The 24,978-nt window shown below is 59.0% G+C and carries 23 protein-coding genes; 11 read left to right on the forward strand and 12 right to left on the reverse strand.

Annotated elements, in window-relative coordinates; all coding sequences use genetic code 11:
- The first annotated feature begins 259 nt into the window (after positions 1-259).
- From QK293_RS04315 to QK293_RS04330, 4 genes are all read left to right on the forward strand, one after another.
- On the forward strand, positions 260-2,062 hold the full coding sequence (locus QK293_RS04315; protein WP_282375823.1) for a HAMP domain-containing protein: 1,803 nt from the start codon (positions 260-262) through the stop codon (positions 2,060-2,062).
- Complete coding sequence (narL, locus tag QK293_RS04320; protein WP_282375824.1) at positions 2,059-2,706, forward strand: two-component system response regulator NarL; 648 nt, start codon at positions 2,059-2,061, stop codon at positions 2,704-2,706. Before QK293_RS04315 ends, narL begins: the two co-directional genes overlap by 4 nt.
- 86 nt (positions 2,707-2,792) lie before the next feature.
- Entirely contained in the window at positions 2,793-3,467 is a 675-nt protein-coding gene (locus QK293_RS04325) for a Crp/Fnr family transcriptional regulator (RefSeq protein WP_282375825.1), read from the forward strand.
- Between the two features lie 74 nt (positions 3,468-3,541).
- Positions 3,542-3,940 carry a putative zinc-binding protein gene (locus QK293_RS04330; protein ID WP_282375827.1) on the forward strand — a complete coding sequence of 133 codons (399 nt, stop codon included), beginning with the start codon at positions 3,542-3,544 and terminating at the stop codon, positions 3,938-3,940.
- 107 nt (positions 3,941-4,047) lie between these two features.
- On the opposite strand, the gene QK293_RS04335 is transcribed toward QK293_RS04330, so the two are convergent.
- The 3 genes from QK293_RS04335 to QK293_RS04345 all read right to left on the reverse strand — a co-directional run bounded on the left by QK293_RS04335 (position 4,048) and on the right by QK293_RS04345 (position 8,360).
- The gene (locus tag QK293_RS04335) at positions 4,048-5,346 is read right to left on the reverse strand and encodes an FAD-binding oxidoreductase (RefSeq protein WP_282375829.1); all 1,299 of its coding nucleotides are present in this window, start codon (positions 5,344-5,346) and stop codon (positions 4,048-4,050) included.
- 52 nt (positions 5,347-5,398) lie between these two features.
- The gene (locus tag QK293_RS04340; RefSeq protein WP_282375831.1) at positions 5,399-6,889 is read right to left on the reverse strand and encodes an aldehyde dehydrogenase; all 1,491 of its coding nucleotides are present in this window, start codon (positions 6,887-6,889) and stop codon (positions 5,399-5,401) included.
- Positions 6,890-6,983: 94 nt separating this feature from the next.
- On the reverse strand, positions 6,984-8,360 hold the full coding sequence (locus tag QK293_RS04345) for a glutamine synthetase family protein (protein WP_282375832.1): 1,377 nt from the start codon (positions 8,358-8,360) through the stop codon (positions 6,984-6,986).
- A 280-nt stretch (positions 8,361-8,640) separates the two neighbouring features.
- Here QK293_RS04345 and QK293_RS04350 point away from each other — a divergent pair, with 280 nt between their 5' ends.
- From QK293_RS04350 to QK293_RS04370, 5 genes are all read left to right on the forward strand, one after another.
- Positions 8,641-9,402, forward strand: a complete 762-nt coding sequence (locus tag QK293_RS04350; protein WP_282375834.1) for a gamma-glutamyl-gamma-aminobutyrate hydrolase family protein — start codon at positions 8,641-8,643, stop codon at positions 9,400-9,402.
- Positions 9,403-9,609: 207 nt separating this feature from the next.
- Positions 9,610-10,752 carry a polyamine ABC transporter ATP-binding protein gene (gene potA / locus QK293_RS04355; protein WP_282375836.1) on the forward strand — a complete coding sequence of 381 codons (1,143 nt, stop codon included), beginning with the start codon at positions 9,610-9,612 and terminating at the stop codon, positions 10,750-10,752.
- Between the two features lie 29 nt (positions 10,753-10,781).
- Positions 10,782-11,663, forward strand: coding sequence for an ABC transporter permease subunit (locus QK293_RS04360; RefSeq protein ID WP_282376079.1), 882 nt, complete (start codon positions 10,782-10,784; stop codon positions 11,661-11,663).
- Positions 11,660-12,544: an ABC transporter permease subunit gene (locus QK293_RS04365; protein WP_282375838.1), complete on the forward strand. Its 885-nt coding sequence runs from the start codon at positions 11,660-11,662 to the stop codon at positions 12,542-12,544. Before QK293_RS04360 ends, QK293_RS04365 begins: the two co-directional genes overlap by 4 nt.
- A gap of 55 nt (positions 12,545-12,599) precedes the next feature.
- Positions 12,600-13,697: a polyamine ABC transporter substrate-binding protein gene (locus tag QK293_RS04370; RefSeq protein ID WP_282375839.1), complete on the forward strand. Its 1,098-nt coding sequence runs from the start codon at positions 12,600-12,602 to the stop codon at positions 13,695-13,697.
- Between the two features lie 243 nt (positions 13,698-13,940).
- Here the strand turns inward: QK293_RS04370 and thpR are convergent, their stop codons facing one another.
- A complete protein-coding gene (gene thpR, locus QK293_RS04375; protein WP_282375840.1) occupies positions 13,941-14,480 on the reverse strand; it encodes an RNA 2',3'-cyclic phosphodiesterase in 540 nt (179 codons plus the stop codon).
- 59 nt (positions 14,481-14,539) lie between these two features.
- On the opposite strand from thpR, the gene QK293_RS04380 reads away from it, so the two are divergent.
- Positions 14,540-14,734 carry a hypothetical protein gene (locus QK293_RS04380; RefSeq protein ID WP_282375842.1) on the forward strand — a complete coding sequence of 65 codons (195 nt, stop codon included), beginning with the start codon at positions 14,540-14,542 and terminating at the stop codon, positions 14,732-14,734.
- A 13-nt stretch (positions 14,735-14,747) separates the two neighbouring features.
- Here QK293_RS04380 and QK293_RS04385 read toward each other — a convergent pair whose 3' ends face one another.
- The 8 genes from QK293_RS04385 to QK293_RS04420 all read right to left on the reverse strand — a co-directional run bounded on the left by QK293_RS04385 (position 14,748) and on the right by QK293_RS04420 (position 23,408).
- The gene (locus QK293_RS04385; protein ID WP_282375844.1) at positions 14,748-15,101 is read right to left on the reverse strand and encodes a DUF1428 domain-containing protein; all 354 of its coding nucleotides are present in this window, start codon (positions 15,099-15,101) and stop codon (positions 14,748-14,750) included.
- 2 nt (positions 15,102-15,103) lie between these two features.
- Entirely contained in the window at positions 15,104-16,189 is a 1,086-nt protein-coding gene (locus QK293_RS04390) for a hypothetical protein (RefSeq protein WP_282375846.1), read from the reverse strand.
- Between the two features lie 232 nt (positions 16,190-16,421).
- On the reverse strand, positions 16,422-17,369 hold the full coding sequence (locus tag QK293_RS04395; RefSeq protein WP_282375848.1) for an NAD-dependent epimerase/dehydratase family protein: 948 nt from the start codon (positions 17,367-17,369) through the stop codon (positions 16,422-16,424).
- 3 nt (positions 17,370-17,372) lie between these two features.
- Positions 17,373-18,488, reverse strand: a complete 1,116-nt coding sequence (locus QK293_RS04400; RefSeq protein ID WP_282375850.1) for an efflux RND transporter periplasmic adaptor subunit — start codon at positions 18,486-18,488, stop codon at positions 17,373-17,375.
- Positions 18,489-18,494: 6 nt separating this feature from the next.
- The gene (locus QK293_RS04405) at positions 18,495-19,343 is read right to left on the reverse strand and encodes a hypothetical protein (protein ID WP_282375851.1); all 849 of its coding nucleotides are present in this window, start codon (positions 19,341-19,343) and stop codon (positions 18,495-18,497) included.
- A gap of 1 nt (position 19,344) precedes the next feature.
- Entirely contained in the window at positions 19,345-20,673 is a 1,329-nt protein-coding gene (locus QK293_RS04410; protein WP_282375852.1) for a glycosyltransferase, read from the reverse strand.
- A gap of 6 nt (positions 20,674-20,679) precedes the next feature.
- Positions 20,680-22,068 carry a diguanylate cyclase gene (locus QK293_RS04415; RefSeq protein ID WP_282375854.1) on the reverse strand — a complete coding sequence of 463 codons (1,389 nt, stop codon included), beginning with the start codon at positions 22,066-22,068 and terminating at the stop codon, positions 20,680-20,682.
- A 449-nt stretch (positions 22,069-22,517) separates the two neighbouring features.
- On the reverse strand, positions 22,518-23,408 hold the full coding sequence (locus QK293_RS04420; protein ID WP_282375855.1) for a LysR family transcriptional regulator: 891 nt from the start codon (positions 23,406-23,408) through the stop codon (positions 22,518-22,520).
- Positions 23,409-23,542: 134 nt separating this feature from the next.
- Between QK293_RS04420 and QK293_RS04425 the strand changes: the two genes are divergently transcribed.
- Positions 23,543-24,973 (forward strand): MFS transporter, encoded by a 1,431-nt coding sequence (locus tag QK293_RS04425; protein ID WP_282375857.1) that lies wholly within the window; start codon positions 23,543-23,545, stop codon positions 24,971-24,973.
- Positions 24,974-24,978 lie beyond the last annotated feature (5 nt).

Consider the following 24,978-nt stretch of genomic DNA (forward strand, 5'->3'; position numbering starts at 1 on the left):
ACCCCGCAAAAACTTGATCCATGTCAACGAAGCCCATGGGCGCATAGGCCTATGCTTGTGCGGTCTACCTCTAAGGAGGTAGTTCAACGAAACCCTGAAGTTGTTTGTTTATCAGCGTCTTAGGGATTTCTACCAATGTTTTTGCTGACAAGGATCAGTCGACAACTCTTTAGAGGTAGCGCGCCCGGGATCGGCGGCAAAACCCCACCCTGGAGCTCCACGTGCTCTGTTTTCCTGATTTTTTCCCGGACCTGCGCTGATGATGCGCTGGTTACGCAGCTCCTTGCCCGCTCGCGCCGGGGTGGCGGTGATCCTGATCGCCGTGCTCGCCCTCGCCAGTTCATTGAGCGCCGGACTGATCGCCTGGTTCAGCCAGGGCGATGCCGCCGCCATCAACACCGCAGGCTCGGTGCGCATGGAGACCTACCACCTGAGCTGGAAACTGGCGGCTGGCGCCACCGGCGAAGAAATTGCCGCCGTCACCGACAGCCTGCAAACCCGACTCAACAGCCAGTCACTCAAGGCGGTGCTGGAAGATGGCCCGACCACCGCGCTGCAAATCAGCTATGGGCAAATCCAACAGCGATGGAACGAGGATTTGCGCCCGGCACTTGAGCGCGGCGATGCCGCCTATTTTCAGGTCCAGGCCCTGCCCTTCGTTGAACAACTGAACCAGTTCGTCAACCTGTTGCAGCGCGAAAGCGAACAAAAGCAAGGCTGGCAACAGGTGATCCAGGGCCTGGCCTTGTTCACCACCATGATTGTCCTGCTGCTTGGGCTTTACGAGCTGCAGTGCGGCGTAATCACGCCCTTGAAAGAGTTGGTGGACGCGACCCAGCGCTTTCGTCGCGGCGATTTCAAGGTGCGGGTCAACCATCAGTCCCAGGACGAACTGGGCCAGTTGGCCACAAGCTTCAACGCCATGGCCGAGACCATCGAAGACTCGCACCGCACCCTGGAGAGTCAGGTCCAGCAAAAAACCCTGAACCTGCAACAAGCCAATGCCGCTCTCGAACTGCTGTACCAAAGCAGTCGAAGCCTGGCCACACGCCTGGCCAATGCCGAAGGCTTGGATGAGTTGATCCGGCGCTTCCAACAACGCCTGCCTGGCTTGCGCCTGTCGCTGTGTCTGCAAGGACAATTGCAGGCACCGGCCCAGCAGCTGCTCGCCTTGCATGGCGCGAACATCCGGGAAGTCTGCGCCAGCAGCGACTGCGCCACGTGCCAGAAACACCATAAAGCCAGTCCACAAACATTCAGCATCAGCAATCAGGGCAGCGAACTGGGCGAACTCAAGGCGCATTTTGTCGACGGACACCCGACGCAAGCCTGGGAAACCCAACTGATCCAGGCCCTGGCCAACCTCATCGGCACGTCGCTGTCGCTCAAACGTCAACGGGAACAGGACCATCGCCTGCTGTTGCTCGACGAACGCACCATCATTGCCCGGGAGTTGCACGACTCACTGGCCCAGGCCTTGTCCTACATGAAGTTGCAAGTCAGTCGCCTGCAGACCCTGATGCGCCGTGGCGAACCGGTTGAAATCCTGGAAAACGTCACCGCCGAATTGCGCGAAGGGCTGAACAATGCCTACCGCCAGTTACGCGAGTTGCTGACCACCTTTCGCTTGCAGATTCACGACGCGGGACTGGTGCAGGAACTCAAGGACACCGCCGAGGAGTTCTCCCGGCGCGGGGAATTTCAGGTGCACCTGCACGTCGACGCGCTGGCCTTTCAGTTATCGGCCAGCGAACAAATCCACATTTTGCAGATCACCCGCGAGGCGCTCTCCAATTGCCTGCGCCACGCCCACGCACAAAACGCCTGGCTCGAACTGCGTCAGGACGGTGAAACCGTCAGGCTCATCGTCGAAGACGATGGGCGCGGGTTCAGCGGCAACGTCGACCAACGCGAACACCATGGCTTGAACATCATGGATGAGCGGGCCCGCAGCTTGCGCGGCCAGCTGCAGATATTTTCCAGGGAGCCGCAAGGCACCCGCGTCCAGCTGGAATTCCAACCGGAGTTTCTCGGGCAGCAAACAGAAGGTAGCGTCACATGAACCCGTCCCCGCAACACACAATCCTGCTGGTCGACGACCATCCGATGATGCGTCACGGCATCCGCCAGATGCTCGAACTCGAAGATGATTTCCTGATCGTCGGCGAAGCCGGCAACGGTGAAGAAGCACTCATTCTGATCGAGCCGTTGAAACCGGATCTGGTATTGCTCGATAACAACATGCCGCAGATGAATGGCATTGAGACCCTGCGCCAATTACGGGCGATGCACTACACCGGCAAGGTGCTGCTGTTCACGGTCTCGGACGCTGAAGACGATATTCGCGACGCACTGCGTCTGGATGCCGACGGCTATCTGCTCAAGGACATGGAGCCCGAACTGTTGGTTCAGTACATCCGCGATGCCTTGAACGGCGCACTGGTGATCAGCCCGGGCCTGACCCAAGTCATGGCCCAGGCGCTGCGCTCACCGCAACGCCAGACCGTGGTGGAACTGACCGAGCGTGAGCGTCAGGTGCTGAAAACCATCGCCAGCGGTTTCAGCAACAAAATCATCGGGCACAAGCTGGGCATCACCGAAGGGACGGTCAAGGTTCACGTCAAAAACCTGCTGCACAAACTCGGCTTGCGCTCGCGGGTAGAGGCGGCCGTGTGGGCCATGGAGCATCTGCGCAATGCGGGCTGAGGGGCATGCCTCTTTGGAGGTAGGCCGGCAGAGGCATAGGTCATCCGGCCGGCGCTCTCTACTATGAGCGTCAGCGGAGGTACGCCATGCTGACCCACCCTTCCATCGTTTTAACATTGCGCCGTCATCATCTGTTCAGCCAACTGCCGGAGAAGATCTTCGAGGAAGTCTGCGGCCTGGCCATGCTCAAGCGTCTGACCTGTCACAACACGCTCATGCATCAAGGGGATCCGGCCAAGCGATTTTTCCTGCTGGTCAGCGGTCAGATCAAGTTGTACCGCCTCACGGGCGAAGGTCAGGAGAACCTGGTGGAAATCATTCAGCCGGGCCAGACCTTTGCCGAAGCCTTGCTGTTCAGCCAGGCCCGTCTCTACCCGGTGAGCGCCACGGCGCTGAAGGACAGCGTGCTGGTGAGTATCGAGGGCAACCATTACCGCAATGCACTCGAAGACCAGCCGAAGGTTTGCCTGGCCATTCTGGCGAGCATGAGCGTTCACCTGCACCTGCGTCTGCGCGACATCGACACCTTGACCATGGCCAGCGCGAGCCGTCGGGTGATCAATTTTCTGTTCCAGGAGCGCAACCCGATCAGCGGTTTGATTGTCTTGCAGGTGTCCAAGCGCCTGGTCGCCTCGAAGCTGGGTATTCAGCCGGAAACCTTTTCGCGGATCTTGCACCGTCTGGTGGACAGCGGCCTGATCGCCATGGAACGACGCAATATCAGCATCCTCGCCGAAGAGGATCTCGCGGCGTTCCAATAGACTGAATTGACCGCAGTCAATGCGCATCGCCACCGGCCTTGCACACTGAAGAAGTCCATCCATGGAGAGTGCTCATGCCCCGTTCAACCTTGCCTCTGATTTACTCCTGCTCGGGCTGCTCCAACGTCGCCCAACTGGCCAATACCCTGGCAGTGCGACTGGATCGCAGCGGACTGGCCGAGATGTCCTGCATCGTCGGCGTCGGCGGGCATGTGGCGGCGCTGGTCAACAAGGCGCGTTCGGGACGACGGATCTTCGCGCTGGACGGTTGCCCGCTGGAATGCGTCGAGAACTGCCTGAAGCAACAGGGTCTGCATGCGGATGTGCACTTGATTCTTAGCCATTACGGGCTGCGCAAACGCAATGGCGAGGACTGCACGGAGGCGCAAGGTGATGAGTTGTTTGAAGCGATCAAACAGTTGATTGCGAGTGATGCTCGGCAGCATGAAAGCCTGCAGGAAACGATGGCCTGAGGAACAACGAAAACCCATTGTGGGAGCGAGCCTGCTCGCTCCCACAGAGTGTTGCAGTGTTCAGATCCGGCGGCAGCGTTTTGGAGTGGCTGCCGGGTGGATTCAACTTAGATGCCGAACCGGTCACGCAGCGCGTAGTACGCGGCGCCCATGGCGGTGAGTGGGGCCTGGAAGGTGCGGCCGCCGATCATGGGCATGTGTGGCAGGGAGGCGAAGGCGTCGAAGCGTTCGGCGTCGCCGCGGATCATTTCCGAGATGAGTTTGCCGGCCAGGTGCGAGCAGGTGACGCCGTGGCCGCTGTAGCCTTGCATGTAGTAGGCGTTTTTCTCGATGCGGCCGAACTGCGGCATGCGTGACATGGTCAGCAGGAAGTTGCCGGTCCAGCGGTAGTCGATCTTCACGTCCTTCAGTTGCGGGAAGGTTTTGAGGATTTTCGGTTTGATCAGTTGCTCGATGTCGTCCGGTTCGCGGGCACCGTAGACCACGCCGCCGCCGTACAGCAGGCGGTTGTCGGCGGTGAGGCGGTAGTAGTCGAGCAGGTAGTTGCAGTCTTCGACGCAGTAGTTGTTTTTGATCAGGCTGCGCGCAACTTTTTCGGACAACGGCTCGGTGACGACGATTTGCGAACCGCACGGCATGCTTTTGCGCGTGACTCGGTTGTCGAGGTCTTGAGGCAGGTAGGCGTTGCCGGCGATCAGCAGGTACTTGGCGCGGACCAGGCCTTTGGCGGTGCGCACGGTGATCGGCTCGCCGTAGGTGATTTCCACTGCGGCCGATTGCTCGTAGATTTTGCCGCCGAGGCCGATGATCGCCGAGGCTTCGCCGAGGGCCAGGTTCAGCGGGTGGATGTGGCCGCCCTGCATGTCGAGCAGGCCGCCAACGTAGTTGTCGCAACCGACTTCGCGCTGGATGTCCGCCGCGTCGAGCATTTTCAGGTTCTTGTTGCCGTAACGTTCCCAGTTGCTTTTCTGCTCGGCCAGGCCTTTGAGCTGCTTTTTGTTCAGCGCGGCAAAGATGCCGCCCGGACGGTAGTCGCACTGGATGTCGTAGTGCTGTATGCGCTGACGGATGATGTCGGCGCCTTCGAAGATCATGCTGCCGAGGACTTCGGCGGTCTTGTCACCGTAACGTTCTTCGATGACATCGACGTCGCGACTGTAGGAGTTGACCAGTTGACCGCCGTTGCGACCGCTGGCGCCGAAACCGACTTTGGCGGCTTCGAGCACGGTGACGCTGTAGCCTGCTTCGGCGAGGAACAGTGCCGAGGACAAACCGGTGTAGCCGGCGCCGATCACGCAGACGTCGCAGTCCACCGCTTGTTCGAGGACCGGGAAGTCGCCGGTGAAGTTGCGGGTGGCGGCGTAGTAGCTGTTTACATGATTTTGTTTAACAGAGCTTTGTTTCATAGGTTTCTCCGATGGCCGCTGGCACGTGCCGACGGCCGCCGTTGTAGAGGTGTTAGAGCTTGATCCAGGTCGCTTTGAGTTCGGTGTATTTGTCGAACGCATGCAGCGATTTGTCCCGACCGTTACCCGACTGCTTGAACCCGCCGAACGGCGCAGTCATGTCGCCGCCGTCGTACTGGTTGACCCAGACGCTACCGGCGCGCAAGCCGCGAGCGAAGGTGTGGGCCTTGCTCAGGTTGCTGGTCCAGACGCCCGCGGCCAGGCCGAAGATGCTGTCGTTGGCAATCGCCAGCGCTTCTTCCTCGGTGTCGAAGGTGATCAGCGACAGTACCGGGCCGAAGATTTCTTCCCGGGCGATGGTCATGGCGTTGGTCACGCCGTCGAAAATCGCCGGTTCCACGTACAGGCCACCGGTGCTTTCGAGGGTACGGCTGCCGCCCGCGATCAACTGCGCGCCCTGGTCTTTGCCGACCTGGATGTAGCGCAGCACGTTGTCCAGTTGACGCTGATCGACGACTGCGCCGACGGTGGTTTCTGGATCGAGGGCGTGCCCCGGTTTCCAGGCTTGCAGTGCTTCCACCAGCAGCGGGATGAATTGCTCGCGAATCGAGCGTTCCACCAGCAAGCGCGAACCAGCGGTGCAGACTTCGCCCTGGTTGAAGGCAATCGCACCGGCCGCCGCTTGTGCTGCCGCGCGCAGATCCGGCGCGTCGGCGAACACCACGTTTGGACTCTTCCCCCCTGCTTCGAGCCAGACGCGTTTCATGTTGCTTTGCCCGGCGTAGATCAGCAGTTGCTTGGCAATCACGGTCGAGCCGGTGAAGGCCAGCACGTCGACGTCCATGTGCAACGCCAGCGCCTTGCCGACGGTGTGACCGTAGCCTGGCAGAACGTTGAACACGCCTTTCGGGATGCCCGCCTCCAGAGCAAGCTGGGCGATGCGGATGGCGGTCAGCGGTGACTTTTCCGAAGGCTTGAGGATGAACGAGTTGCCGGCGGCCAGGGCTGGGGCGAACTTCCAGCTGGCCATGATCAACGGGAAGTTCCACGGCACAATGGCGGCGACCACGCCGGCAGGTTCGCGGGTGATGAGGCCGAGTTGGTCGTGCGGTGTGGCGGCGACTTCGTCGTAGATCTTGTCGATGGCTTCGGCGCTCCAGCGGATCGCGTTGGCGGTCGCCGGGATGTCGATGTTCATCGAGTCGCTGATCGGCTTGCCCATGTCGAGGGTTTCGAGCAGGGCGAGTTCTTCCTGGTTGGCCAGGATGAGATCGGCGAAACGGATCAGGATACGCTTGCGCTCGGCCGGGGCGAGTTTGGCCCAGATGCCGGATTCGAAGGTGCGGCGCGCGACGGCGACTGCCGCATTGGCGTCGGCTTCGTCGGTGCTGGCGACGTTGACCAGGAAGCGGCCGTCGACCGGGCTCATGCATTCAAAGGTGTCGCCGCTGAGTGCCGAGCAGTATTGGCCGTCGATGAATGCACGGCCTTCGATTGTTAAGGACTGAAAGCGTTGCTCCCAGTCGCTGCGAGTGTTTGTCATTGTTGTGACTCGACGCAGAAAATTAGTGATCGTTGGAATGAATGCCCCTGTAGGAGCTGCCGAAGGCAGCTCCTACAAGGTTACTCACCAGCCGTCAGACTGTGTGCAGATACCAGTTGTACTCAAGGTCCGAGATGGAGTTCTCGAACTCGGCCAGCTCGCTTTCCTTGCACGCCACGAACACGTCGATGTACAGCGGGTCGATATAGCGCGACATGACTTCGCTGTCGGCCAGTTCGCGCAGTGCATCACGCAGGTTGTTCGGCAGGCTCTGCTCATTCTGCTCGTAGCTGTTGCCTTCAACCGGTGCGCCCGGCTCGATCTGGTTGGTCAGGCCGTGGTGAATACCGGCCAGCACCGACGCCATCAGCAAGTACGGGTTGGCATCAGCGCCCGCCACGCGGTGTTCGATACGCACGGAGTCCGACGAACCGGTCGGCACACGTACCGCGACGGTACGGTTGTCGATGCCCCAGCTCGGCGAGTTGGGCACATAGAACTGTGCGCCGAAGCGACGGTACGAGTTGACGTTCGGGCAGAGGAACGCCATCTGCGCCGGCAGGGTCTCGAGCACACCGCCGATCGCGTGTCGCAGCGCGGCGTTCTGCTCGGGATCCTCGCTGGCAAAGATGTTGTTGCCTTCTTTGTCGAGAATCGAAATGTGCACGTGCAAACCATTGCCCGCCTGGCCCGGATACGGCTTGGCCATGAAGGTGGTGTCCATCTCGTGGTCGTAGGCGATGTTCTTCACCAGACGCTTGAGCAACACCGCGTAGTCGCAGGCCTTGATCGGGTCATTGACGTGATGCAGGTTCACTTCAAACTGCGCCGGGGCGCTTTCCTTGACGATGGCGTCAGCAGGAATGCCTTGCTCTTTCGCGCCTTCGAGGATGTCTTGCAGGCAATCGACGTATTCGTCCAGGTCGTCGATCAGGTAGACCTGAGTCGACATCGGACGTTTGCCCGACACCGGCGAGCGTGGCGATTGCGGACGACCGTTCACGTTGTCCTGGTCGATCAGATAGAACTCGAGTTCGAACGCGGCGCAGATGGTCAGGCCCATTGCATCGAACTTGCTCACGACCTGACGCAGCACTTCGCGAGGGTCAGCGAAGAACGGCTGGCCTTCGAGTTCGTGCATGGTCATTAACAGTTGCGCAGTAGGGCGCTTCTGCCAAGGCTCGATGCTGAGCGTATTAGGGATGGGAAAGCAGATTCGGTCTGAGTCACCGATGTCCAGACCCAGGCCGGTGCTTTCCACCGTAGAACCATTGATGTCCAGAGCAAACAGTGACGCCGGGAGGTTGATACCTTTTTCGTAAACCTTATGAAGACTGGTGCGCTCGATGCGCTTACCGCGCACCACACCGTTCATATCCGCAATCAGAAGGTCGACGTACAAAACCTCAGGATATTTCTTAAGGAATGCGTTTGCTTCGTTGAGTTGAACGGCACGCAGAGGGACCGACATGATGCACCTATTAGCTGTTAATTATTATGTTCACTACCCTTTCACGAGCCCAGTCAACCCGAACGGCAAAGTGAAGTCAATAGCGAACACTTGGCCTTTCAACCTTTATTTTCTGGCCTTTTTAGGGCACGAGAGTGCCAGACAAGTCTTGCACGCCGCATAAACCCTCAAGATCAGACGTGCGGCGTTTAGAATTTTTTACATGAGAGTTGTTAATTAAAATCAACAAGGCTAAGCTCTGGAAAAGCTCGTTCAAGTGTGAAACTTCGAGGTGATAAAAATGGCATTCAAGCCATTGATCGGCGTTACTGCGTGCGTCAAACAGATTGGCCTGCACCCCTACCATGTCAGCGGCGACAAGTACTTGCGTGCTGTCAGCGTCGCGGCTTTGGGGCTGCCGGTCATCATTCCTTCCTTAGGCGAACTGACCGAGATTGAAGATGTGCTCGCGCATCTCGACGGTCTGCTGCTGACCGGCTCGCCCTCGAATGTGGAACCCTTCCACTATCAAGGCCCCGACAGCGCCCCCGGTACGGATCACGATCCGCAACGGGACGCCACCACCCTTCCCTTATTGCGTGCGGCCATTGCGGCCGGCGTGCCGGTGCTCGGCATCTGCCGCGGCTTTCAGGAAATGAACGTGGCGTTCGGGGGCAGCCTTTATCAAAAGGTCCACGAACTGCCCGGCATGCTGGATCACCGGGAAGCGAATCATCCGGACCTGGCCGTGCAGTACGCAGCGGCTCACCCGGTCAACGTGCAACCGGGCGGTGTGTTCGAGGCGCTGGATTTGCCGCAGGTGTTCCAGGTCAATTCGATTCACAGCCAAGGCATCGACCGGCTGGCTCCCGGCCTGCGCGCCGAAGCTGTCGCGCCGGATGGCTTGATCGAGGCGATTTCGGTCGAGCACAGCAAGGCTTTCGCCGTCGGCGTGCAATGGCACCCGGAATGGCAGGTGCTTTCGAACCCTCCTTATTTGAGTATTTTCCACGCGTTTGGCGAGGCGTGCCGGCAACGGGCGGCGCTTCGTAATACGCGCTGACTTAACACTCGATTAATCAATTTACTGCCCCCGTGAGGGGCTGGCGCGCCGTTGTGCGCCAGTCCTTCACGACAACAACAAACGCGATAACAACAAGTACGAACAGGCAGCCAGGACGGCGGCGCCGAATAAGCCCGACCGGGCTTGCAATCCACTATTAAGTCAGGCCGCGTTGGCCCGACGACTGAAACCTGTTGGGAGTTTCACATGGCAAACGCCTCCAGCATCTACAGGAAGGCTCTTGAAGGTCACCAGTCACCGAAAAAGGTACTGGTGAAAGTCGATCGCGTCACCAAGAAATTCGACGAAACCACCGCTGTTGACGATGTCTCGCTTGAGATTCATCAAGGCGAAATCTTCGCCCTGCTCGGTGGTTCCGGCTCCGGTAAATCGACCCTGCTGCGCATGCTCGCAGGCTTCGAGCGCCCGACCGAAGGACGAATTCTGCTCGACGGTGTCGACATCACCGACATGCCGCCGTACGAACGGCCGATCAACATGATGTTCCAGTCCTACGCCTTGTTCCCGCACATGACGGTGGCGCAGAACATCGCCTTCGGCCTGAAGCAGGATCGGCTCTCCAACAGCGAAATCGACGCTCGCGTTGAAGAGATGCTGCGGCTGGTGCACATGACCCAGTACGCCAAGCGCAAGCCGCATCAACTGTCTGGCGGTCAGCGTCAACGTGTGGCATTGGCTCGCTCCCTGGCCAAACGTCCGAAGCTGTTACTGCTCGACGAACCGATGGGCGCGCTGGATAAAAAACTTCGCTCGCAGATGCAACTGGAGTTGGTCGAGATCATCGAGCGCGTTGGCGTGACCTGCGTGATGGTGACCCACGATCAGGAAGAGGCCATGACCATGGCCCAACGCATCGCCATCATGCACCTCGGCTGGATCGCGCAGATCGGCAGCCCGGTGGACATTTATGAGGCGCCGGTCAGCCGCTTGGTCTGCGAATTCATCGGCAACGTGAACGCCTTCGACGGCACCGTTGTGGAAGACCTCGAGGGGCACGCGATCATTCACAGCCCGGACCTGGAGCAGAAGATTTACGTCGGTCACGGCGTCAGCACCTCGGTGCAGGACAAGTCGATTACTTACGCGATCCGCCCGGAAAAACTGCTGGTCAGCACGACTAAACCCGATACCCGCTACAACTGGTCCGAAGGCAAAGTGCATGACATCGCCTACCTCGGCGGTCACTCGGTGTTCTACGTGGAATTGCCTGGCGGCAAGGTCGTGCAGTCGCTCATGGCCAACGCCGAACGCCGTGGCGCCCGTCCGACCTGGGACGACAAGGTCTACGTGTGGTGGGAAGACGACAGCGGCGTGGTACTGCGCTCATGAAAACACTCAATCAGCAGTTTATGCGGCTGATGCCGAGTGGTCGAAAGCTCGTCATCGGGATTCCTTTCCTGTGGCTGTGCCTGTTTTTCCTGTTGCCGTTCTTCCTGGTGATGAAGATCAGCTTCTCGGAAGCGGCGCTGGCCATTCCTCCTTACTCAGAGATCTACACCTTCGCCGAGCAGAAATTTCAGCTATTGCTCAACATCGGCAACTACTCGCTGCTGACCCAGGATGAGCTGTATATCTCGGCCTACTTCGGCTCGTTGAAGGTCGCGTTTTTAAGCACGCTGATGTGCCTGGCGCTCGGTTTCCCGATGGCCTACGCGATCACCAAGGCCAACAAGGAAACGCAAAACGTTCTGCTGTTGCTGATCATGATGCCGACCTGGACCGCGATCCTGATCCGCGTGTATGCGTGGATGGGCATTCTCAGCAACAACGGTTTGCTCAACGGCTTCCTGATGTGGACCGGGCTGACCTCGCACCCGATCGAGATCCTCAACACCAACACGGCCGTCTACATTGGGGTGGTTTACGCCTACCTGCCGTTCATGGTGTTGCCGCTGTACGCCAACCTGGTCAAGCACGATCAAAGTCTGCTGGAAGCCGCGTCGGACCTGGGGTCGAGCAACTTCAACAACTTCTGGAAAATCACCGTGCCGCTGGCCAAGAACGGGATCATCGCTGGCTGCATGCTGGTGTTCATTCCGGTGGTCGGTGAGTTCGTGATCCCGGAACTGCTGGGTGGCCCGGAGACGCTGATGATCGGTCGTGTGCTGTGGCAAGAGTTCTTCAACAACCGCGACTGGCCGGTGGCATCTGCCCTGGCGGTGGTGATGCTGTTGATCCTGATTGTGCCGATTCTGCTGTTCAACCGTAGTCAGGCCAAAGAGATGGAGGGTCGGGGATGAAACGCTTCGGATTTTCAAAGTTCATGCTGATTTTCGGCCTGTCGTTTATCTACCTGCCGATGTTGATTCTGGTGATCTACTCGTTCAACGCCTCGAAACTGGTGACGGTGTGGGGCGGCTGGTCGGTGAAGTGGTACGTCGGCCTGCTCGACAACTCCCAACTGATGGGCTCGGTGGTGCGCTCGCTGGAAATCGCCTGCTACACCGCGATTGCCGCTGTAGCGCTGGGCACGTTGGCGGCGTTTGTGCTGACTCGCGTGACACGCTTCAAGGGCCGTACGTTGTTCGGTGGATTGGTGACGGCGCCGTTGGTGATGCCGGAAGTGATCACCGGTCTGTCGCTGTTGCTGCTGTTCGTGGCCATGGCGCAGTTGATCGGCTGGCCGATGGAACGTGGCATCGTCACCATCTGGATCGCCCACACCACGTTTTGTGCCGCCTATGTAGCGGTGGTGGTTTCGGCGCGTTTGCGTGAGCTGGACCTGTCCATCGAAGAAGCGGCGATGGATTTGGGCGCGAAGCCGTTCAAGGTGTTTTTCTTGATCACCATTCCGATGATCGCGCCGTCACTGGCGGCCGGCGGCATGATGTCGTTTGCCTTGTCGCTGGATGATTTGGTGTTGGCGAGCTTCGTGTCCGGTCCGGGTTCGACGACCCTGCCGATGGAAGTGTTCTCGGCGGTACGTCTGGGTGTGAAGCCTGAGATCAACGCCGTGGCCAGCCTGATTCTGTTGGCGGTATCGATCGTGACCTTGATGGTCTGGTATTTCAGCCGCCGCGCCGAAGCCACCCGCAAACGCGCGATCCAGGAAGCCATGGACCAGACCGCCAGCGAATCCTGGCAGCAACCGAAGAAGCAAAGGGTAGAAGCGACGGCCTAGGCCGTCGCGTTTTCACAGTTTTGCGTCAACGATAAAGAGAATTGGAGTTGTACCGATGAAAATGTTTGGCAGGACTCTGCTGACACTGTCCTTATTGGGCGCGATCGCCACTGGCGCCCAGGCCAATGACAAGGTACTGCGCGTCTACAACTGGTCGGATTACATCGCCCCGGACACCGTCAAGAAGTTCGAAGACGAGACCGGCATCCGCGTGACCTACGATGTGTTCGACAGTAATGAAACCCTTGAGGCACGGCTGCTCGCTGGCAAATCCGGCTACGACATCGTCGTGCCGTCCAACAGTTTCCTGGCCAAGCAGATCAAGGCTGGCGTCTATCAGGAACTGGACAAGTCGAAGCTGCCGAACTGGAAAAACCTCAGCCCGGTCCTGCTGAAAAACGCCGCCGCCAGCGACCCGGATAACGGTCATGCCTTCCCGTACATGTGGGGCTCGATCGGCATCGGTTTTAACCCGGACAAGGTCAAGGAAGTACTCGGCGCCAACGCACCGACCAATTCCTGGGACCTGCTGTTCAAACCGGAAAACGCTGAAAAACTGAAAGCCTGCGGCATCAGCTTCCTTGATTCGCCGACCGAGATGCTCCCGGCCGCCCTGCACTATCTGGGCTATCCGGTGAACTCTCAGGACAAAGCGCAGATCGCCGAAGCTGAAGCGCTGTTCATGAAAATCCGTCCTTCGGTGGCGTACTTCCATTCGTCGAAATACATCTCGGACCTGGCCAACGGCAACATCTGCGTGGCGGTCGGTTACTCCGGCGATGTGCTGCAAGCCAAGGCTCGGGCCAAGGAAGCCGGTGACACGGTAAAGATCGACTACAGCATTCCGAAAGAAGGTGCCGGCAGTTTTTATGACATGGTCGCCATCCCACGGGACGCGACGAACGTCGAGAACGCCTACCTGTTCATGAACTTCCTGATGCGCCCGGACATCATCGCCGAGATCACCAACAACATCGGCTACAGCAACGCCAACGCGGCCGCGACGCCACTGGTGGATGAAGCGATTCGGGATGATCCGGGTTTGTATCCGTCGCAGGCTGTGATGGCGACGTTGTATGCGATTCCGGACATGCCGATCGGCGTTCAGCGGGTGATGACTCGCGGATGGACGCGGGTGAAGCTCGGCAAGTAATTCACTCAGTACTGATCGTTCCCACGCTCCGCGTGGGAATGCAGCCCGGGACGCTCTGCGTCCCCTCCAGAGCCGAACGCAGAGCGTCCGAGGAGGCATTCCCACGCAGAGCGTGGGAACGATCGGTGTCAAAGATTTCCGTTCACGCAGCGCCTTACCACCGCTGCACTCCTATCTGCAGAACGGCCTCACCTGGCTTCCTCGGTTAAGGTGAATTTGGGCGCCCTCCTCGGGCGCCTTTTTTTATGATGGAACGAGCGGCCACTCGGCCAGCGCTCGGTAGCGGCCCTTATGGGATTCGAACAAGGTGAAGTGATCGGCCCGCAGGTAAAACTCGGGCGGCGTCGCGGACTCAGGCACCGGCACTCGGTAGTCGCGCATCAAGGTCAAATGCGGACGGAATTCCTTGGGTGAATCCTCAAAGCCAAACGGCAGCATTGCCTGCTCCAGGGCATACACCAGACGAAGCAACTCCGGTGATGCCTGCTCAGGCGCGAGCACCAACACCCCTGCCCTGCGCCAGACATCCAGCCGATCAAGCGCAACCCTCAAAGGCATGCCCGGCGTTCGAACATTCGCGGCGGCCGTGCAGATATCGGCAATCTGTGCCACGCCAACCGCGCCCAAAAACATCAACGTCAGGTGAAAGTTTTCCGCCGGCACCGGGCGTCCGCTCCTGAGCCCAAGTGCGCTGCGCCACCGGGCAATGGCCCGACGTTGCTCGGGTGCGCAGTTGAGGGCAAAAAACAGTCGTTTTAACGGCTCACGGGATTCGTCGCTCATACCTGGCACCTCCTGACATCCACGTTATAGTTCATGCAAACGATTCAACTGGAGGGGCCATGCGAGAGATCATCAGCAAGGAACCATGGTGGGCCGTGCCACCGAAACCCGGTCAGGATGAGTCCGAGCTGGAATGGGGTTGGCTGGTTCATTACAACGAAGGTGAGCCGCGCTTCGAGTTCGTCAAAGAGCGGCCGACAGACAGCGAGATTCGTCATCGCAAGAGTTGCAGGAACACCCCGACGCCGGAGTGATCCTGGCGTTAGCTCAGGCTTTGACGATCATTTCGAAACCGCCAAAGATCAACCGCTGGCCATCGAACGGCATCGGGTTGACGTCCTGCTGCATGCGCGGATCGGTCATGAGTTTTTCCATGCCTGCATCGCGGGTGGCTTTGTCCGGCCAGACGATCCAGGAAAACACGACGGTTTCGTCGTCCTTGAGTTTTACCGCCATCGGAAACGAGGTCACTTTGCCGTCAGGTACGTCGTCGCCCCAGCATTCAGCGAGGCTGAGGGCACCGCTTTCCTTGAAAATGGCAGCGGCTGTTTCGGCGTGTTTCTTGAATTTTTCGCGGTTGGCAGTGGGTACGGCTGCGATGAAGCCATCAACGTAGGACATGGTCATTCTCCTGCGGGGGGTAGAGGGTCGATCTGCTGGTTAGTCGATTCCGTCGGGCCCCAATCGACAGATCCGCTGGCCGAACTGACCGACGGTACTTCAGCGCTCCCCACCAGATTGCCCTCGATCTGCGCCGCCATGTACAACGTCCCGGCCATCACGCCGGTGGTCGGGTTCTGCACCAGCTTTAGCCAGGCCTTGTCGAACGTGTTGCCCAGACTGCTGCGAATCAGTGCCTCGCTGTCCGGCCGGTCGTTGGCCTGAATGATCGCGCGAATACCCGCCACACCCACGGAAATCAAGCCCCCGGCCAATTTGCCCGCGGCAGCGGCCACTGCACTGGCCGCACCTCGCGGGACCATTTCGGCTTCCATCCGCTGGCTCGCGCGCTTGGCCACCGGCGCCATGGCGGTGTCAGTCGAATCCACGCCTCGGTCGCCACCTGCCTTGTGGATCTTGTCGATCAGCGCCGCGTAGGCCGGCAGCGTGTTCAGCGGTTGCGTGTGCACGACCTGATACAGCGAGGCATTCCGGGCGGGCGGCGGGCCCAGGGCAATCGCCGGAATTTTCTGGATACGGCCGTTGAGCTGAGCCATCGGCACGCCGTGGCGCTGGGAGATTCGCTGCAGTTCTTCCTGAAGAATGTCCACATAGAACGCCGCTGCCAGGCCGAGAATCGCGTCGGGATCGATCTCCACCGCGACCGGCGCCAGCACGCGCTGTCGATATTGTTCCAGCAGATAGGCTGCCAGGCGCTTGGCCGAGGCATCCTGCTCGCCCTTGGCGCTGAGGGTGTACCAGCTGACCTTCATCGATAGCCATTCCTGGGTCCAGTAACTGCTGAACCATGGAATGAAGTTCTCTTCGGTCAGTTGATAGACTCGCGTGCGCCAGTAATCCATGGCACCGCGCGCGTAGATTTTGGTCTGCTCGGTGGCCGATTGCGATGCCGCGACAATCTCACGATCCACCCGCTGCCAGGTGCTTTGAGAAATCACCACCGGCGCCACTTCCACCGGGGCAGGCGCAGGCGTGACGCATCCCGCCAACACCACCAACACGGCGACGATCAGCGAACGCAGGTTCAAGATCGCGGTTTCCTACAGACTTGCCCGAACGGAATGTCCGGTACTCAAAGGCCTATTAATTTGAGTATAGGTGTCGGTGTTTGTTCGCTTGGGGTTGAGGGTGTTCTTTAAGAACACCCAAAAAACCGTCCATCACTTATGTCGCCTGACGGCCGTCACGCTGAGCGTATTTTCCTGGTACGTCCTGTCCGAGGAGCGCACGTCATGATGCTGGCGACTGAGCTCGCCTATTCTAACGCCCGCCGGAATCAATACTTCTGAGCAGTTGCCCCAGGCCCTCGGCAAAACAGGTCGGCGTGCTCGGGGAGAAGCACTGAAGCAGGCGGCTGTTGTCGGCGCGCGAATGCTTGATATCACCGGAACGCGGCGCGTCGTAGTTCAACGTCAGGGGCCGCCCGAGGAGTTCACTTAACGCTGCCGCCAGATCGTTAAGACTGGTAGATCGGTTAAACCCGATGTTGACCGGTCCGATGCTCGCTTTTGACGCTTTGACCGCTTGTACCAAGACCTTTACGAGGTCCTCTATGTAGACAAAATCCCTTGTTTGCTCCCCGTCACCGTAAACCGTGATGGGGAGATTTTTTTTGGCCCTTTCGCTGAAAATACTGATGACACCGGAATAAGGCGATGAAGGGTCCTGGCGCGGTCCGTAAATATTGAAAAAACGCAGAATGACCGGTTCGAGACTGTGCTGGCGTCGATAGAAATCGAGGAAATGTTCGCTGGCCAGTTTGTCGGCGGCATACGGAGTCAGCGGATTCTTGGGCGTGTCCTCGGTAATCGCCATGCCCTCGCCATTATTGCCATAGATCGCCGCACTGGACGCGTAAACCACCCGTCTGACGCCTGTCTGACGCATGGCTTCGCAGATATTCAGCGTACCGACGAAGTTGCTTTGGTGAGTAGCGACCGGGTCTTCGACCGACGCCTGCACCGAGGCCACCGCAGCCAGATGAACCACCGCACTGCAGTCTTTCATCGCCCGCTCCACCGTCGGCGCATCGGCGACATCCCCCACTACCAAGGTCAAATGGCAGCGATCAATCGGCAGATTCGACAATTTGCCAGTAGAAAGATCGTCCAGCACCCGGACGCTATAACCATTTTCAAGCAGTGCTTCGACAAGGTGCGAACCGATGAAACCGGCACCGCCCGTCACAAGAATTCGATCTGCAGTCATGATTTATTTACTCCCCGGTGCGGTGGTGGGTGTTCGATCCATCGCAATGAAGTCCCCTAATTGCTCGATGAGTTCACGGCTGTCACTGAGCATTTGTTGCCAGTCGGTCGGAAAGCGAACATTCAACGGCAGTTGATCAATTCTCCAGCGCGGCGACAGGGGGCGATCAAACCGGGCGGCGACCTGCAAGCCCATTTCGCTGGCAGCGAACGGCCCACGCAACACCGTCGGCGTGCGACCGGCGCTGTCGACGGCCTGGACAACATGGGCCGCCAACCACTCGCCATCGGGCATGCGAACGCGCAACGGCTGACCAATCGCGGCGTAGCTGATGTTCAGCGGTTCGAGATAGATCCACAGCAGGGGCTCTTCCAGCCGCTCAAGGCGCATCAACAACGTACCGGCACCGACATTTTCGCCGGGGGTGACCAATACCTCCGCAACCCGACCGCTCTGCGCAGCCTTGACCGACAACGCGGCGAGGCGCGTTTTCAACCACTGTTGCTCGGCGTTCTGTTGAATAATCTCGCGTTCAACGCTCAACGGCGACTGACGAGCCAGTTGCTCGCGGCGCTCGAACGCCAACAGGTCCGCTTTAAATGCGTCGAGTTCGGACTGGGCGGCCAGCACTTCTCCACGAGAGACGGCGCCTGAAACAACGAGGTCTTCAAGCACCTGCACGCGTTGCTCCGTCCTGCTCACTCGGGTCCTGAGTAACTGACGCTCCCGAGTGTCCAGTTTGGTGTTGGTGGCGGGCACCGTTTTGTTCGGCATCGCGGCGAGCTGCAATAGCCGCGCACGCCATTCGGGATTGTCGAGACTGACCAACGGCTGATCGATCTGGACCTGCTCCCCGGCCATGACGAACAGCTGATCGACCCGACCGGCATCCCGTGCGCGCACCTCAAGAATCGGCAGGCGCAATTGCGCCGGCGCGTCGATCATCAGCATGCCGTAGGTCAGTTTTCCTCCCAGCCAGATCAAGGGGCTCGCGACCAGGAACAAGATCAAATACCAACGCACGCGAAACGCCATGCGCTTGCCCGGAGCGTAGAGCACACTCAAACCCTGTTCCTGAGTGGGGTTCAGTTCTTTACGACTATCGAATCGAATCTTCATGACGGCTCACCGTTTTGGAAAGTCTCGCCAGGCTTGCCAGTCAATGCCGGCAATTCCTCGTGGTTGCAGCTGTTCGCGCCAGGCACGGGTCTGGTGCTGCAACTGCTCAGTCGACGCGCCGGCCCAGGATTCCGTGGCATCCAATTGCGGCTCGGTGCTTTGCGCCAGGCGAAACTGCAGATCGGGCCAGCGTTGAGCGATCTGCTCTGCCATTCGTGCGCTGTTTTTCGGGTTACGGGTGTAGATCATCAGGCTGACCTGACGCACGCCCGCGTCGGGCAGCGCGCACGGCAGACAGGTTTTTCCGGGTTTTGCCTCGGCGAACCAGCGATGATGGCTGGAAATCTCTACCGGCCAGGGGCTCGCTGCGGAGGCCGCGCGCAAGGTGTCGAGCAAGTCCTTCAAACGCTGATCCGGGACCGGTACGCCCAGCTGCTCGACTTCCAGGTCCAGGTGCAGGCTCGCGAATGAAACCCCCTTCAGCTTCGCCAATAAATCGGTGAGCTGATGGCGTTCCTGCGGCTCGATCCAGGCCGGATCGCCGAGCAACAGGCTGACCTGCACGCCCTCGCCGGCCGCATCCTGCAGCAATTGCTCCAGCCGTTGGCGCGTCGTGACAAGGTCTTTCAACTGGGCGGCCTTGAGACCAAGGTAGATCTTGTCCATCCCGGCTTTACGCAGTTGCTCAAGCTCCGCTTTACGCTGATCGGGATCGAGCAATGCTTCGCTGTCCCAGACATAACTGGCCTGGGACCATTGGCTCGACTGCACCCCCGGCGCCTGAAGCGGCAGTGGTTGTGCGGCCATTATTGTCGTTGGCAACGACAGCGTCAGGAGCAGAAGTATCGATCGCATATCAAAACCTCGTGGCTCGTTTAAGCACCCACCACGGCGCCATGGAGGTTTCTTCATGGCCCCGACGAAATATCTCGTTGAGCATGGCCACTGCGCTCCAGCACCGCAGAAATAGCATGAACAGCGGAAAGAAAGGCACCAACAACCCCAGGATCATGTCCTTTCGAGGTCGGTCGGACACCATCAACAACAGGGCGCCGAACAACAGTGTGGTGATCATCAGGTACAGCGCGTAGATCAGTGCAAACAGAAACAACAGCGTCTTGCCCGGCAGAATAAATAACGCCAGCAAGGTGTAGCTGAAGATGATGAACGGCAGCACCAGCTGAAAAAAGAAGCCGCTGAGCAGGATCATCAGAAAGGTCGGCCAGCCCAATAAGTTCGGGTTAATGTTGTGGTTGTGCTTTCTGACGTACAGAAAAAACAGGTCGCCATCCCAGCGCAATCGCTGCATCAGAAACTGACTAAGCGTCGACGGTGCATCGGTGTGACCAATCGCTTCCGGCTCGAAGGGAATCCTCAAGTCATGTCGCTTGAAGTAACTTTTGATGCGCAACGTCAGGTCCAGATCCTCTGCGGTGTGCGTGTTCCAGCCACCGATTTTCACCAGAAAGCTGCGGCGGAATGCCCCGAAAGCCCCCGAGACGTTGTTGACCAGGTTCCATTCGGCCAGACCGATTTTCGACATGTGGATGGATAACAGGTATTCCAGCGCCTGCATCGCGGTGACCCAGGAACCCCAGACATTGCGCACACGCAGGCTACCGGCGACCGCAGGCACCGACGGGTCCTCGAAATGGCGCACGATGGAGCTGACCATGTTGTTGTCGAAGGACGTGTCACCATCAAGCGCCATCACGATGTCACCGCTGGCAAGCGACAGCCCTGCGTTCAATGACGACACCCGCCCGCCCCGCTGCCATTTGGCGATCGGGCGCAAATGACGCCTGGGGTACAACTGCGGGTCCACCTTAAAACTGCGAACGGCGCTCAGCGTCGGCTGATTCACCGTGGCCCCGTCCACCACCGGAATCATCTCGATGTGGCCGGGGTACGTCTGCTCGCACAGGCTTAGCAGTGTGGTCTGAACATCCATCCCTTCGCTGTAGCAGGTAATGATGCAAGAGACCTTGGGGCGATAGACGCTGATCTTCGGTATACGAGTGCGTCGACGCGTAAACCAGCGCAATACACCCAGCAGCACCATGATCATGAGGGGCAATTCAAAGATCAGAAACAAGGGGAAAAGCATGAAAAACAATCGGCTCAATCCATCCGGCCCCATGAGCGCGCTGAGTGCGTTGAAGAGTTGCTCCATTAAGGGGCTCATGGCGTCTCACACCAACTCACTGGCCAGACGGGCCAGTAGTAATTCGCCATCTTCCTGATCGAGAAGATCGTGGGGCGCCGTGATGCTGACGACACGCAGTGAAATGTCACTGACCTCCGGTGCTGAAAACAACTCGGCGACCCGGCTCAAGCGTTGTTTGACGCTTTCCAGGCCCTTGCCATCGGTATGTGGAAGCATGATCCACAAGTACTCTTCCGTACTTCGAGAGCAGCGGTCGGTTTCCCTGACGGTTTCCTTCAAACGATCGGCCACACTGTCGATGAAGGCATGGCCGTGGTGTTCGCCCAGGCGAGACAACGTACTGGCCAGGTTGATGAAGCGCAGCCCGATCAGTGAGAAGGCAGGCAACGGATAGCGGCGCACGACTTGCATCTGCCAGGTCAGCAGATCATAAAAATCCTTGCCGCCTAACAGAGTGAGTCGACCGAAGTGATGAACCGATTGATCGCCGAACTCCTGGCGGCAGCGGAAACGTCCGGCCTCGGCCAGGCGGAAATCTCTGACCTCGCGTACTCGCAACTTGTCAGGCGTGTGTGACAGGCCGCAGTCCAGGCAGCGAGCCTGCACTTCGGCATCGACAAAAAACGCCTGGCATGACCGACAGCGATAATTCTCCATAGGGCGGTCGTAATCACTGCCGATATGGCGCAGCCGGTTCAAGCAGTTGGGGCACAACAACACCCCGTCTTTGAGAAAGGATTCCTGTGGCCCCACGTGCCCACAGGTAAAGCAGTGCAATGAAGGCTGCCGTGAAATGTCCAGCGCCTGACATTCGGCACACACATCAATGTAATTGAGCCGGCCCGAACCACAGTCCGAACAGAGGCGAACACGATCGACCAGAACCCCCTCTTCCAGCCAGTCCTGCTGCACCATCAAACTGAGCCAGACAAACGAATTGACTTGCTCGTTATCAGCCAGGGCGTCCAGCAAAGGATAGCGATAATGCTGAGGCACCTCCGGGTCTCGCAGGGCATAGACGTGGGAGTTGTCGCGCAACCACAACCAGGAAAGCACCCGACTTTCAAAACGCTCGGGGGCGGAGCCCTGATTGAACAGCCGGTAGCGTTCTTGCCATACCCCCCAGAGGGTTTTTATTTCGCTGGATTCGACAGGGCACTCACCGTCACCCAAGGCTTCACACCAGTCATTCTGATCACGGCAACAAAAAATGAGGGTGTAGCGATAAGGGGGAATCGAGCGCAACTTTCGAAGCACCCGCCCGGAATAAGCCGCTGGCAGGTCCAGCAGCAAGACATCAAATGCGGGTGCAGCCAACAAGCTGCCCAAGTCGGCGAAGTGTTCAAGCTCAGGAAGATTCAAGCTTGGAACTTTATTACCGATTATCGCAATCCGTGGAGTTGGAGTCGGCATGTCGCACGGCCTCTGCGGACAGACAAGCGCGGTTAAAAGGAGTTACAAACACTACCACCGCGTCAGAAAAGCGCCAACATTATTGTGAAGTTATTTTTTGATAGGCCGAACGCCACTATTTTGTCATTAACTTATTCGTATTCTGTCTTTAGACACTGCGCTTCAATAAGACCGGAATCCATGACTATAAAAAGTAATAATTGTTAATATTTCAAACACTTACACGCAATTATCAATTAAACCATTACCACTACGCTCACTACTTTTTAAGTACCAGTATGGACAGCGCTGGACGCAGCCAAGACCGCTATCAAATTAATAGGTTCACTGGGTTTTTATATCAAATTCGCCAATCCATATAACAATAACAAAACAACGAAACTGAACAGTTACACGAGTGAAACATGCAGTGTTTCATTAATGAACATTCGCTCAAATCTGACAACTTTTTAATCAGCACAAACATCCCGAAGGCAGCTGCGCAACCAGCGATGCACCGGATCAGCGTCCAGCCGCGGATGCCAAAGCATGGCGACGGTGAACGCCGGCAGAGACAGTGGCAGCGCAAAGCTGTGCATGCCGGTGCGCAGGTTGGCGGTGTGCCGTTCGGGAACGCTGGCGATCAGGTCGGTGGCCCGGGCGAGTGCCAGCGCAGTGGAGAAGCCTGCGACGATTGTTGCAATCTGCCGCTCCAGCTCCAGGGGCTCAAGGGCCTCATCAATGGGCCCCTTGTCGAGCCCGCGCCGAGAGACACTGATGTGGCTGCCCGCCGCATAACGCGCAGGGGTTATCTCGCCCTGGCTGAGTGGATGTCCCCTTCGCACAACGCCAATAAAACGGTCCCGAAACAAGCCCTGCGTGCGCAACTCCGGACCAGCGGCCATCCCCACCACACCCGTTTCCAGATCGACCGTCCCGTCGCGCAGTGACGTGCTGTCTTTGTCGGGTTTGTGCATGAAGCGCAGCCGCGCGCCTGGGGCTTGCTCGGCGACGCGCGCAATCAGGTCCGCGCCAAAATTCTCGACAAAGCCTTCACTGGTGCGCAGCGTAAACGTGCGGCTCAGCTGTTTGAGATCGGGTTGCTCGGCAGGCCGAAGGACCGCTTCGGCGTCCTGCACCAGTTGACTGACCCGCTCGCGCAGTTCCAGCGCTCGCGGGGTGGGAACCAGACCTCTTCCGGCCCTGACCAACAGCGGATCGCCGGTGGTTTCACGCAATCGCGCCAGTGCCCGACTCATCGCCGACGGGCTCAGCCGCAAGCGTTTGGCGGCGCGCGCCACGCTGCCTTCGGCGAGCAGCACATCAAGGGTGATCAGCAAGTTGAAATCGGGAGTGGACATGCATCGCCCCGCGGCAGAGTGATATGGCGTTGAACGCACGACTTAAGTGCAAATGGTGCGCCTTCCGCCATGTTAGGCCGAAGCGTAGATTTCTGATAGCTCCGCTTCGGGAGTGGCCAGAAATGAGGGACAGAATGAAATCAATCAGTGCAGTCGCAGAGCAAGCGCAACAGACACCGTCCGTTCGGTGGGTGTTGGCCAGTCTTTCGCTGTCGATGCTGCTGTCCTCGCTGGGCACCAGTATCGCCAATGTCGGTTTGCCGACCTTGGCCCAGGTGTTCAACGCCTCCTTTCAGGAAGTGCAGTGGATCGTCCTCGCGTACCTTCTCGCCATCACCACCCTGATCGTCAGCGTCGGTCGGCTCGGTGACATAACGGGCCGTCGAAGGCTGCTCTTGGCCGGCATCGGCGTGTTCACGCTGGCGTCGGCGTTGTGCGGCTTTGCGCTCTCGCTTTGGATGCTGATTGGTGCCCGGGCGCTGCAGGGACTCGGTGCGGCAATCATGATGGCCCTGACCATGGCCTTTGTCGGCGAGACGGTAGCGAAGGCAAAGACCGGCAGCGCCATGGGGTTGCTCGGGACGATGTCAGCGATAGGCACCGCGATGGGGCCGTCGCTCGGTGGCCTGCTGATCGGCGGGTTCGGCTGGCGGGCGATCTTCCTCATCACCGTACCGCTGGGCTTGCTGACGTGGGTGCTCGCACATCGCTATTTGCCCGCCGATCGCCAGAAACCCAAGACCGATCGTGCCGGCTTCGACCCGCTGGGCACACTGCTGCTGGCGTTGACACTCGCCGCTTATGCGCTGGCCATGACCCTTGGGCGAGGCAGTTTCGGCCTGATCAACATCGCTTTGCTGTTGGCGGCGGGCGTCGGCGTCGGCCTCTTTGTGTTCGCCGAGGCCCGCGTCACTTCGCCGTTGATTCGACTGGCGATATTCCGTGATCCGGTGCTCAGTGGCAGCCTCGCCATGAGCCTGCTCGTTGCGACAGTAATGATGGCGACGCTCGTGGTCGGGCCCTTCTATCTCGTGCAGGGACTCGGCCTCGATGCCGTTCTGGTGGGGCTGGTCTTGTCGGTCGGGCCGTTTGTCGCGGCACTGACGGGTGTGCCCGCAGGCCGTATTGCCGACCGCTTTGGCGCCCGACGCATGACCCTCGTCGGGCTCGCGGCCATGGCGACCGGCTGCTTCACGCTATCGGTGCTGCCGGAGACATTCGGCATCGGTGGCTACCTCTTACCCATGGTCGTGATCACTCTCGGCTATGCGCTGTTCCAGACAGCCAACAACACGGCGGTCATGGCGGATGTTCAGCCAGACCAACGGGGCGTCATTTCCGGCATGCTCAACCTGTCGCGCAATCTGGGGCTGATCACGGGTGCGTCCGCCTTGGGCGCGGTGTTCGCGCTCGCATCGGCCGCTGTCGACATTGCAACAGCGCAACCCGAAGCGGTTGCCAGCGGTATGCGAATCACCTTCGCCGTGGCGCTGGTGTTGGTCGCTGTCGCACTGGCCATCGCGCTGGGAAGCCGCGCGTTGGCAACGCGTCATAACCGCCGGTAACCCGA

Source organism: Pseudomonas sp. AL03 (genome assembly GCF_029960815.1).
Classification (GTDB): domain Bacteria; phylum Pseudomonadota; class Gammaproteobacteria; order Pseudomonadales; family Pseudomonadaceae; genus Aquipseudomonas.

Excerpts from the sequence above, each read along its gene's own strand:
- QK293_RS04315 (WP_282375823.1), top strand. The coding sequence starts at position 260 with ATGATGCGCTGGTTACGCAGCTCCTTGCCCGCTCGCGCCGGGGTGGCG.
- narL (WP_282375824.1), top strand. The coding sequence starts at position 2,059 with ATGAACCCGTCCCCGCAACACACAATCCTGCTGGTCGACGACCATCCG.
- QK293_RS04325 (WP_282375825.1), top strand. The coding sequence starts at position 2,793 with ATGCTGACCCACCCTTCCATCGTTTTAACATTGCGCCGTCATCATCTG.
- QK293_RS04330 (WP_282375827.1), top strand. The coding sequence starts at position 3,542 with ATGCCCCGTTCAACCTTGCCTCTGATTTACTCCTGCTCGGGCTGCTCC.
- QK293_RS04335 (WP_282375829.1), bottom strand. The coding sequence starts at position 5,346 with ATGAAACAAAGCTCTGTTAAACAAAATCATGTAAACAGCTACTACGCC.
- QK293_RS04340 (WP_282375831.1), bottom strand. The coding sequence starts at position 6,889 with ATGACAAACACTCGCAGCGACTGGGAGCAACGCTTTCAGTCCTTAACA.
- QK293_RS04345 (WP_282375832.1), bottom strand. The coding sequence starts at position 8,360 with ATGTCGGTCCCTCTGCGTGCCGTTCAACTCAACGAAGCAAACGCATTC.
- QK293_RS04350 (WP_282375834.1), top strand. The coding sequence starts at position 8,641 with ATGGCATTCAAGCCATTGATCGGCGTTACTGCGTGCGTCAAACAGATT.
- potA (WP_282375836.1), top strand. The coding sequence starts at position 9,610 with ATGGCAAACGCCTCCAGCATCTACAGGAAGGCTCTTGAAGGTCACCAG.
- QK293_RS04360 (WP_282376079.1), top strand. The coding sequence starts at position 10,782 with ATGCCGAGTGGTCGAAAGCTCGTCATCGGGATTCCTTTCCTGTGGCTG.
- QK293_RS04365 (WP_282375838.1), top strand. The coding sequence starts at position 11,660 with ATGAAACGCTTCGGATTTTCAAAGTTCATGCTGATTTTCGGCCTGTCG.
- QK293_RS04370 (WP_282375839.1), top strand. The coding sequence starts at position 12,600 with ATGAAAATGTTTGGCAGGACTCTGCTGACACTGTCCTTATTGGGCGCG.
- thpR (WP_282375840.1), bottom strand. The coding sequence starts at position 14,480 with ATGAGCGACGAATCCCGTGAGCCGTTAAAACGACTGTTTTTTGCCCTC.
- QK293_RS04380 (WP_282375842.1), top strand. The coding sequence starts at position 14,540 with ATGCGAGAGATCATCAGCAAGGAACCATGGTGGGCCGTGCCACCGAAA.
- QK293_RS04385 (WP_282375844.1), bottom strand. The coding sequence starts at position 15,101 with ATGTCCTACGTTGATGGCTTCATCGCAGCCGTACCCACTGCCAACCGC.
- QK293_RS04395 (WP_282375848.1), bottom strand. The coding sequence starts at position 17,369 with ATGACTGCAGATCGAATTCTTGTGACGGGCGGTGCCGGTTTCATCGGT.
- QK293_RS04400 (WP_282375850.1), bottom strand. The coding sequence starts at position 18,488 with ATGAAGATTCGATTCGATAGTCGTAAAGAACTGAACCCCACTCAGGAA.
- QK293_RS04405 (WP_282375851.1), bottom strand. The coding sequence starts at position 19,343 with ATGCGATCGATACTTCTGCTCCTGACGCTGTCGTTGCCAACGACAATA.
- QK293_RS04410 (WP_282375852.1), bottom strand. The coding sequence starts at position 20,673 with ATGAGCCCCTTAATGGAGCAACTCTTCAACGCACTCAGCGCGCTCATG.
- QK293_RS04415 (WP_282375854.1), bottom strand. The coding sequence starts at position 22,068 with ATGCCGACTCCAACTCCACGGATTGCGATAATCGGTAATAAAGTTCCA.
- QK293_RS04420 (WP_282375855.1), bottom strand. The coding sequence starts at position 23,408 with ATGTCCACTCCCGATTTCAACTTGCTGATCACCCTTGATGTGCTGCTC.
- QK293_RS04425 (WP_282375857.1), top strand. The coding sequence starts at position 23,543 with ATGAAATCAATCAGTGCAGTCGCAGAGCAAGCGCAACAGACACCGTCC.